At 72.9% G+C, this 9,921-nt stretch carries 9 protein-coding genes; 5 read left to right on the top strand and 4 right to left on the bottom strand.

The window, feature by feature from the left end:
* From D7X55_RS28440 to D7X55_RS28460, 5 genes are all read left to right on the top strand, one after another.
* The coding region (locus D7X55_RS28440; RefSeq protein WP_121724695.1) for a hypothetical protein at positions 1-538 on the top strand (538 nt) is incomplete at its 5' end.
* Complete coding sequence (locus D7X55_RS28445; protein WP_121724696.1) at positions 535-2,268, top strand: caspase family protein; 1,734 nt, start codon at positions 535-537, stop codon at positions 2,266-2,268. The genes D7X55_RS28440 and D7X55_RS28445, both read left to right, overlap by 4 nt.
* A gap of 4 nt (positions 2,269-2,272) precedes the next feature.
* Complete coding sequence (locus D7X55_RS28450; protein ID WP_121724697.1) at positions 2,273-3,532, top strand: hypothetical protein; 1,260 nt, start codon at positions 2,273-2,275, stop codon at positions 3,530-3,532.
* Positions 3,533-3,581: 49 nt separating this feature from the next.
* The gene (locus D7X55_RS28455) at positions 3,582-5,282 is read left to right on the top strand and encodes a DUF6311 domain-containing protein (protein ID WP_233610121.1); all 1,701 of its coding nucleotides are present in this window, start codon (positions 3,582-3,584) and stop codon (positions 5,280-5,282) included.
* 113 nt (positions 5,283-5,395) lie between these two features.
* The gene (locus tag D7X55_RS28460; protein WP_158626433.1) at positions 5,396-6,163 is read left to right on the top strand and encodes a VOC family protein; all 768 of its coding nucleotides are present in this window, start codon (positions 5,396-5,398) and stop codon (positions 6,161-6,163) included.
* On the opposite strand, the gene larC is transcribed toward D7X55_RS28460, so the two are convergent.
* The 4 genes from larC to D7X55_RS28480 form a co-directional block, all read right to left on the bottom strand.
* A complete protein-coding gene (gene larC, locus D7X55_RS28465) occupies positions 6,141-7,319 on the bottom strand; it encodes a nickel pincer cofactor biosynthesis protein LarC (RefSeq protein WP_121724700.1) in 1,179 nt (392 codons plus the stop codon). The genes D7X55_RS28460 and larC overlap by 23 nt on opposite strands.
* 8 nt (positions 7,320-7,327) lie before the next feature.
* Entirely contained in the window at positions 7,328-8,080 is a 753-nt protein-coding gene (larB, locus tag D7X55_RS28470; RefSeq protein ID WP_120551715.1) for a nickel pincer cofactor biosynthesis protein LarB, read from the bottom strand.
* A gap of 56 nt (positions 8,081-8,136) precedes the next feature.
* Positions 8,137-8,727 carry a chemotaxis protein CheC gene (locus D7X55_RS28475; protein ID WP_120551716.1) on the bottom strand — a complete coding sequence of 197 codons (591 nt, stop codon included), beginning with the start codon at positions 8,725-8,727 and terminating at the stop codon, positions 8,137-8,139.
* On the bottom strand, positions 8,724-9,921 hold a 1,198-nt coding region (locus tag D7X55_RS28480; RefSeq protein ID WP_147470242.1), incomplete at its 5' end, for a chemotaxis protein CheA. The genes D7X55_RS28480 and D7X55_RS28475, both read right to left, overlap by 4 nt.

Genomic DNA, 9,921 nt, shown 5'->3' on the forward strand with positions numbered 1-9,921 from the left:
CCGGTGGCCCACCCTGGCGGTGCTGGGCGCCACGCTCGCCGCCCTCTTCCTCGTGGTGGTCGTCACGCCCACTTCGGTGGGACCCACCGCCCCCACCGCTCCGGCCGAACCCGAGTGGAGCGTGCGGGGGGCCGTGCATGACCCGGCCCCGCCCACCACGCCGCTGGCGCAGCCCGTCCTGCGCGTCTTCTGCGCGGCGCCCGGCCAGTCCCTGCGCGAGATGCGCACCGGCAAGGAGTGCACCCCGGGCGCCACGCTGGCCTTCGCGGCGGGTGCCCGTCCGCCCTACACCCACGTCGCGGTGCGCGTGCGCGCCGGCGGCCATGAAGAGGTCAACGGCCCCTTCCCGCTCAGCGGCAAGGCCGGCGAGGAGCGCCCCCTGGAGCTGACGGTCGCGCTGCCCGAGGGCTCCGATATGGCGGAAGTCACGGCCACGTTCTCCGAGCACCCGGATGCCACCCTGACGGCCCTGCGCGGAGGGACGACAGAGGGGGTGGTGGTGCTCAGGCAGGAGGTCCGGGTAAAGGATTCTCCATGAAGAGGCTGGAAGTCCTCCTGGGGGCGGCGCTGCTGATGGCGGCGCCGGAGGCATTGGCGGACAACACCGTGCGGCGCGCGCTCGTCATTGCCCACAACGGCAGTGACGATCCGGCGTTGGCGCCGCTGCGCTACGCGGACGACGACGGCGTGCTGTGGGCGGAGACGCTCAAGCGGCTGGGCGTGGAGACCACGCTGCTGGTGGATCCGGACGAGCCCACGCGCAAGAGCGGCAGCCTGGTGCTGAAGTCCGCGCGGGCACCCACGCGCGCGGCGGTGGAGCAGGCCGTGAAGCGGCTGCAGGCGGCGACGCTCGGGGACCACGCGGCGGGACGCCAGACGGACGTGCTCATCGTCTACGTGGGCCACGGCAACACGGACGACGCGGGCCGCGCCTACTTCACGCTCGCCGACGCGCGCCTGGACAGGAGCAGCCTCTATTCGGAGGTCGTGGATCCGCTGGGCGCGGACTACGTGCACGTCATCGCGGACGCGTGCCGCGCCTCCGGCGTGGTGGGCAGCCGCGGCGGCACGCCGGACGCGGCGGTGCTGGCGGAATTGCGCGGGGTGCTGGCGCGCGAGCAGCTGGCGTCGCGCCCGCACGTGGGCGCCCTCTTCGCGGAGAGCGAGGACGGCGAGACGCACGAGTGGTCCCGCATCCGCGCGGGCGTCTTCAGCCACGTGGCCCGCTCCGGCCTGCTGGGCGGCGCGGACATCAACGGCGACGGGCAGGTGGAGTACAGCGAGCTGGCCGCGTTCGTGGCCGCGTCGCTGCACGGCGTGAAGGGCATGCCCGCGCGGCTGTCCGTCAACGCCTTCGCGCCCACGGCCGAGCCCCGCCGCCCGCTGGTGGGCCCCGCGCCCGAAGGGCCTCGCGTCACCTTCCCCGCCGGCTTCGAGTACTCGCGCCTCTCCGTGGAGGACGCGGACGGACAGCGGCTGGTGGACGTGCGGCGCGAGCAGGACCAGTGGACGCAGATTTTGCTGCCGCTGCGCGACGTGTACTGGGTGCGCACGCCGGACGCGGAGGCGCGCGTCACGCTGGCGCAGCTGTCCTCGGGCACGCCCCAGTTGCACCCGCGCGAGCTTCAGGAGCGCGGTCCCGCGGAGGAGGCGCTGCGCCGGGGCCTGTTCGCCGTGCCGCTGGACCGGTCGTTCTACGACGACTACGTCGCCGCCGTGGGGCTGGTGCCGGTGGACTTCAGCAATCCCTTCCAGCCGCCCGTCATCGGCGGGGCGCGCTCCCCGCTGGCCGTGGCGGCGCCGTCCGACTGGACGTCCCGGCTGGAGCTGGGCCTGGGCGCGGGGCGCTCGCCGCTGGGGCTGGCGAAGTTCGCCACCGGGCCCAGCCTGTCGTGGCGCACGCCGTCCTCGGTGGACCTGCTCTATTACGGCGTGCGCGGGGCGTACGGCGTGACGCCGCTCGCGACCCCGGACGGCATCCGGCTGCACCGCTTCACGGTGGAGGGGCTGGTGGGGCTGGAGCGCCCCGCGACCACGCCGCTGTTCACGGAGGTGGGGCTGGGCTGGGGCCTGCTGGGCCTCACCGCGCCGGGCTTCCGCCAGGCGGACCCCGCGCTGCTCACCGGCCACGTGGCCGCGGGCGTGATGGGGCGGCTGGCGGGCATGCCCCTGCGCCTGTCCGCCCAGGTGGGCGCGGACCGCGTCACCGCCAACGGCCAGACCGGCATGGACCTGCAGTACGGCCTGGAAATCTCCCTGAGGCGCTAGCCCCGTGCCCCGCTCCCTCCTCGTTCACACCGCGCTGTCGAGCGCCGCCGTGGCCTCGGTCCTGCTGACCGGCTGCGACCCCATCTGCACGAACGGGGTCTCCAAGCCCGGCCAGGGACAGGTGACCCGGAGCGCCTCCGGCACCTGCGTGCAGCTGGTGGTGAGCCGCCCCGACGCGGGCACGGAGGATGGTGGGGTGTGTGGCGCCGGGCGAGGCTGGAGGACGCACGTCCTGGACGAGGGCATCAACTCCCTCACCTCCACGTTCCTCTTCGACGCGCAGGGCGTGGGCCACTTCGCCTATGCGAAGGGCCTGGACCTCTACGTGGGCACCACGCGGCCGGGCGACACCCCGTCGCGGCTGGGAGAGGCGTGGGCCGCCATCGACGTGCACATGGCGGTGGCCCCGGACGGCACGCACCACGTGCTGTACCAGCAGAGCGAATACGCCGGCTACGCGACGGACGCCCGAGGCACCTGGGACTTCAACAACATGGGACGCGGCTGGGCGAGGGCCATCGCGCTCGATGCCCAGGGCCAGGTCCACCTGCTCATCGCCCGGCCCGCGCCGCAGGTGGGCTACCTGCATGCATTCAAGGCCTCCAACGGCGCCTGGCTCATGCCGCCGCTGGAGGAACTGGGAGCGGCAGGCGACCGCGAGCGGATGGTCGTGGACGCCAACGGCCACCTGCACATCGCGTTCGCGCGCGGGCGCTCCTCGAGCCAGGTCCTGTACGCGAGCAATGCGTCGGGGACGTGGGTCGTCGAGCCGCTGGACTGGGAGATTCCCATCAGCTCGCCGCGCCTGCGCATCGCCCTGGAGGTGGATTCAACGGGGCGGCCCTCCCTGCTGGGCTCCGATGACCGGGGCGCATGGCTGTGGGTGAGGGAGGACAGCGGCTGGAAGTCATACGGCATGGGCGCCTTCCGGAGCCGGGGGCCCGCGCTGTCGCGAGACCCCTCCTCCCCGGACATCCGCCACGCCCTGCTGGACGACGCGGAAGCGGACGCGAACGCGAACGGGGGCACCAGCCAGCTGAGCGTGAAGACGCTGGACGGCACGGACGTCGCCGGCTCGACGCCGCCCCTCGTCCTGGAGACGCTGGACGGTGGGAATGCGTTTCCCGGCCTGTCCTCCATCCACGTGGACGAACAGGACGTGCTCCAGCTGGCCTTCTCCTACGTGCACTACGACTACCCACCGGACGGCGGCCTGCCGCTGACGACGACGCGCGGCCTGCGCTACGCGCGCTATTGCCCGTGAGAGCCGGCGGTTGCGGGGCACGGAAGCGGACGCCTACAGTCGCCGCGCCTTGAGCGAGTCCGCCCCCTCCCTGAGTCCTCCGCCCGCCGTCTCCACGTCCCACCGGGCCCTCGTCGTGGCGCGAGCGCTGGCGGTGCTCGGCGGGCTGGCCTGGTTCCTGTGGCTGGGCGGCGGGCCGGTGCTGCCGCCCACGCGCATCGACTGGATGATGCGCGAGGACTGGGCCGCGCACATCTTCGGCTGGCTCTTCTTCCGCAACGCGGACTGGACGCTGCCGCTGGGCTCGGCGCCCAACCACTTCTATCCGTACGGCTCGTCGGTGGCGCTCACGGACGGCAACCCGTGGCTGGCGGTGCTCTTCAAGCCCCTCTCGCCGCTCTTGCCCGTGGACTTCCAGTACACCGGGCCGTGGCTGGCCCTGTGCTACGCGCTGATGGGCTACTTCGGCGCGCGGCTGGTGGAACTGGTGTCCCCGCGTCCGGTGCCCATGGTGCTGGGCGGCACGCTGCTGGCGCTGTCGCCGGTGATGGCGGCGCGCTTCAGCCACCCCACGCTGTGCGCGCACTGGCTGCTCCTGGCCCTGCTGTGGCTCAACCTGCGCGACATCCCGGACGCGCGCGCGGCGGCGCGGAGCCTGGGGCTCGCGGCCCTCTTCAACGCCATCGCGTCCGGCACCCATCCGTACTGGGTGGCCATGCTGATGCCGCTGACGCTGACGCTCGGGGTGCGGCTCGTCTGGAGCCGGAAACTCGGCCCCGCGCGCGTCGCGGCGCTGTGCGCGGGCATCGCCGTGCTGGACGTGGGGCTGTTCGCCCTCTTCGGCTACTTCGGCGGCAGCGGGCTGGGCGCGGAGGGCTTTGGAGACTTCTCCGCGGACCTGGCCACGCTGGTGAACCCCATGGGTTGGGGGCGCCTGTTGCCGGACCTGCCCGCCGCGCCCCGGCAGGGCGAGGGCTTCGGCTACCTGGGCGCGGGGGCGCTGCTGCTCGGCGTGGCCGCCTGCGTGAGCCTGCTCGTGCACCGGCGCGAGGCGCGCACGCTGGACTGGCGCCGGGTGCTGCCCGCGGCCGTGGTGGTGCTGCTGATGGCCGTCTACGCGCTGTCGTCGCGCGTGACGTGGCTGGGCCAGCCGGTGGCGGACCTGGGCGGGCTGTACGCGCCGCTGACGAAGGCGACGAACGCGTTCCGCGCGTCCGGCCGCTTCGTCTGGCCGTTGAACTACCTGCTCGTCGTGGGCGCGGTGCTGCTGGTGGTGCGCCTGTGGCGCGGCGTGCCCGCGGTGGCCGTGGCCGCGTTGGCGGCGGCGCTGGCGGTGCAGGCGTACGACGTGCGCGAGGAGAAGAGCGCCCTCCTCAAGCCCGTGCACTTCCAGCGCCTGACGTCCGCGGACTGGGACGCGCTGAAGGGCCCCTATCAGCACCTGGCCCTCTTCCCGCCGCAGGTGCAGTGGGTGTGCCGCTATGACGAACCGCTGGTGAACGCGCTGGCGTTCCAGGCGTACCGGCTGAAGCTCACGTTCAACAGCGGCTACGCGTCACGCACGCCGGAGGCGCTGGCGGCGGAGTGCCACGCGCGGCTGCCCACGGGCGGCCTGGACGCGAGCACCGCGTACGTGGTGCTGCCGCAGCAGGTGCGCCCCTTCCTCGACGCGGGCGCGCGCTGCGGTGTCGTGGAGGGGCTGCCGGTGTGCGTGGCGGGCGGCAACACGGATGCGTTCGCGCAGGGGCTCGCGCTTCAGCCCATTCGTTGACACAAGGCAGCACTGAAAACCCTTTCAGTCCGCTCCAGGTCCGCTGTTACCTTGCAGGTAGCCCCGGTCTGCCGCCGGGGCCGCGACTTGCGAGGGGAGCGACGATGCCTGCGATGACGAAGCACGCTGCGGGGACGGTGTCCTGGGTGGACCTGATGGCCTGGGACCTGCCGAAGGCCCAGGACTTCTACGGGGCGCTGTTCGGCTGGACGTTCCAGGAGGGCTCGAAGGAGAACGGCCACTACACCATGGCCTTCAAGGGGGCCCACCCGGTGGCGGCGCTGATGCCGCGCCCCAGCGACGCGCCCTTCCCTCCCATCTGGAACACCTACTTCGCCGTGGAGAGCGTGGACCGCTCCGTCGCCCGCCTGAAGGAGCTGGGCGGCAAGGTGATGATGGAGCCCATGGACGTCATGGACGCGGGGCGCATGGCCTTCTGTACGGACAACACCGGCGCGCCCTTCGGCTTCTGGCAGCCGAACCAGTTCCACGGCTCGGGGCTGGTGAACGAGCCCGGCGCCATGGCCTGGTTCGAGGGCAAGACGCACGACGGCGCCAAGGCCGTCGCCTTCTACAAGGACCTCTTCGGCATGACGGCGGACAAGATGCCGGATGACCGGATGCAGTACTGGGTCCTGAAGAAGGATGGCAGTGAGGCGGCCGGCGTGATGCAGCTGGACGACAAGACGTCCGCCAACGTGCCGGCCCACTGGATGATCACCTTCTCCGTGGCCAACACCGACGAGGCCGCGGCCACCGTCAGCGCCAAGGGCGGCAAGGTCATCATGCAGCCGTTCGATTCACCCTACGGCCGCATCGCCATCGTCGCGGACCCGGGCGGCGCGGCCTTCGGCATCATCACCCTGGCCCGGCCGGCGTAAGGGCCGCCATCGCGGCGGCCATCACCTGCTTCACCGGCACGCCCGCGGCACGGGCCAGCCGGACGCAGTCGTCGAACTCCGGGTGCGCGTTGAGCACCCGGCCGTCACGCAGGCCGCGCTTCACGCGGACCCTGCCCCACGGCGTCTGCACCTCCACGAAGTCGCGCTCCAGCGCGTGGCGCTCCACCCGGTGGTAGCGCACGCCCAGCGACGTGGACTCCGTCAGCAGCGCGTCCACCACCGCCTCGCGCAGGCCGCCCTCCACCAGCGCGCCCAACAGGTGCGCGGGCCGGCCCTTCTTCATCACCACCGGGGACACCCACGCGTCCTTCGCGCCCACCTCCAGCAGCCGCTCCACCAGGTGCGCCAGCAGCTGCGGCGTGGCGTCATCCAGGTTGGCCTCCACCACCCACAGGCCTTCGGTGGCCTGCGTCTCCACGCGGCCCAGCGACGCGCGCAGCACGTTGGGCCGGTCGCGGAAGTCCTTCGTCCCCACGCCGTAGCCCACCTTCTCCACGATGAAGTCCGGAGGGTGGCCAATCTTCGCCAGGACCTTGAGCAGCGCCGCGCCCGTGGGCGTCGTCAGCTCGCCCACGCCCTCGAAGCGCACGGGCACGTCGCGCAGCAGCTCCAGCGTCGCGGGCACGGGGATGGGCATCTGGCCGTGCGCCACGCGGATGGTGCCGCTGCCCAGGGGCGGCGGCGCGGCGTGCACCTCCGGGTCTCCCAGCAGCTCCAGCACCACGGCGGCGCCGCAGATGTCCACGATGGAGTCCACCGCGCCCACCTCATGGAAGTGGATGGCGTCGATGGACACGCCGTGCACCTTCGCCTCGGCCTCGCCGATGGCGCGGAACACCGCCAGTGCGCGGGCCTTCGCGCGCTCCGGCAGCGTGGGCGCGGCCTCAATCAGCTGGCGGATGTCCGCGTAGGCGCGGTGCGGGTGCGCCTCCTTCGCGTCCAGCACCACGTCCAGGTGCGTGCCGCTGATGGCGTGGCGCACCGCGCGCGACACCGCCAGCCTCCAGCCCGGCACGTTGAGGCCGGACAGCGCCTGGGCAATCGCATCCGGGGACACGCCCAGGTCGATGCCCGCCGCCAGGAACATGTCCCCGGCGATGCCGCCCACGGGCTCCAGGTAGAGGATGCGTCGCATGGCGGCTCTCAGCTCCGGCCCTTGGTGCGGGAGATGAGCGCCGCGTAGAAGCCGCCGCCAAACCCGTTGTCGATGTTCATCGTGGCCACATTGGACGCGCACGAGTTCACCATGGAGAGCAGCGCGGAGATGCCCCCCAGGTTCGCGCCGTAGCCCACCGACGTGGGCACCGCCACCACCGGGATGCCCACCAGGCCGCCCAGCGCGGACGCGAGCGCGCCCTCCATGCCCGCCACCGCCACGGCGACGTGGCACTCTTGAATCTCGTCACGCCGGCGCAGGAGCCGGTGGATGCCCGCCACGCCCACGTCGTAGACGCGCCGCACCTCCGCGCCCATGGCCTCCGCGGTGAGCGCGGCCTCCTCCGCCACGGGCAGGTCGCTGGTGCCGCCCGTCACCACCGCGACGCGGCCCGCCTTCACCTTGCGCTGGGGCAGATGGAAGATGCGCGCCACCGGGTGGTACTGGCCCTTGGGGAAGCGCGCCACCAGGGCCTCCGCCTTGTCCGGCTGAAGGCGCGTCACCAGCACCGTCTGCTTGCGCTCCACGAGCACGCTGACGATGCCCAGAATCTGCTCCACCGTCTTGGGCTCGCCCAGGACGACCTCGGGGAAGCCGAACCGCAGGTTGCGGTGCGTGTCCACCGTCGCGTAGCCCAGCTCCGCGTACGGCAGGTCCTTCAGCTTGCCCACCGCGTCGTCCAGGCTGACCTTGCCCGTCTTCACCTGGCCCAGCAGGGCCCTGAGCGCCTTCTCGTCCATGGCGGAGCGGTCTACCCCAGCCGCCCCCGGTGCTCCAGGCGAACAGCGGCGGAGGACTAGAGGCCCAGCCGGGACAGCAGCGCCTGGGCGCTCGCGCGCTCCAGCACCAGCAGCATCTGGCCGCCCAGGGCCGTGGGCCCGGAGGTCTCGAAGCGCGCGGCCAGCACCACGCCCGGCCCCGGCTCCACGTCCCCCAGCACGCCCGCCAGCACCGGCCGCACGGAGCCGCGCTGGAGCTGGGGCACGGAGGGCAACAGCCGCCAGCCCGTCAGCCGCCCGATGGCGGACAGGCACGCGCTGGCGAGGATGTTCGCGGCCTCCGCCAGGGCGCTCTCGCGCTCCTGGGGGGACGCGGGGTGGCCTCGCAGCAGCGCGGACTCCAGCGCCTCCGCGTCTCCGGAAGGCATCGCCAGCACCAGCGCGCCGCGCAGCTCGCCCGTCATGCCCAGGCGCACGGCGACGGCGGGGGCTTCGTCCGCGAAGAGCGCGGGGCCCTGGATGGCGTCCGTGACGCGCACGTCCGGGACGGACAGGTCCACGCGGCCACCCACGAGCCGGGCCAGCGCGTTGGCGCCGTGTCCGCAGCCGATGTTGGCCACCTCGCGCAGGGCGTCGAGCTGCGCGTCACTGGGCAGGGGGGGGCTCACGCGGTCAGTAACCTCGGGACGTCCAGGATGAACACGGGACGACCGCTGCCCAGGATGGTCACGCCGGACAGTCCCGGCAGCAAGTCCAGGGGACGGGACAAGGGTTTGAGCACGACTTCCTCCTGCCCCAGGAGGCGATCCACCGCCAGCGCCACCTTGCCGGTGCCGGCGTCGCCCTCCATCACCACGAAGGGCCGGTAGCCGGGCTTGGGCGCGGCGGGCACGCCCAAGAGCGACTCCAGCGCGTGCACCGGCAGCAGGCCGTTGCCGTGCGGCAAGAGCGCCGTCTCCCGGCTCTTGCTCAGGGCCTGCGGATCCGCCTCCGTGGCGCCCACCACCTTCGCGATGGGCAGGCCGAAGACCTCCTCGCCGACCTCCACGAGGAGCAGGTGCACCACGGCGACGGTGAGCGGCAGGCGCAGGGTGAAGGTCGTGCCCTGGCCCCGCACGCTGTCGATTTCGAGCGTGCCGCCCACGCTCTCCACCACGCGCTTCACCGCGTCCATGCCCACGCCCCGGCCGGAGATGTCGGTGATGTCCTTGGCGGTGGAGACGCCCGGCAGGCACGACAGGAGGAACGCGTCGCGGTCCGCCATGCGCTGGGCGGCGTCCTCCGTGATGAGCCCGCGCTTGAGCGCGGAGGCCTTGAGCTTCGCGGGGTCCATGCCCCGGCCGTCGTCCTCGATGTCGATGATGACGCGGTCGCGCGCGCGGCGCACGGTGACGGTGACGCGGCCGCGCGGGGACTTCTTCGCGGCCATCCGCTCGTCCGGGGACTCCAGGCCGTGGTCGATGCAGTTGCGCAAGAGGTGCAGCAGCGGGTCCGCCAGCTCGTCGAGGATGGCGCGGTCGAGCTCGATTTCGGCGCCGGTGATGACCAGCTCCACCTCGCGCTCCTTGCGGCGGGCCAGGTCGCGCGCGGCGCGGGGCAGCCGGTCGGTGATGAGCGACAGCGGCGTCATGCGCGCGCTCATGACCTTGTCGTGCAGGTCCTTCACCAGCGTGTGCAGCCGGTAGACGCCCTCCTCCAGCGCGGGGCGCGTGTTCTCCGGCAGCACCTTGCCCACTTCGCGCAGGCGCGCGGTGGCGAGCATCAGCTCCCCCACCGTGTCGAGGAAGTAGTCGAGCAGCTCCGTGCGCACGCGCACCGTGCGCGAGCCCGTGTCGGCGGTGGCGCGCGCCGCGTCCGACGTG

It is taken from the genome of Corallococcus sp. AB049A, assembly GCF_003668885.1.
Lineage (GTDB): Bacteria > Myxococcota > Myxococcia > Myxococcales > Myxococcaceae > Corallococcus > Corallococcus interemptor.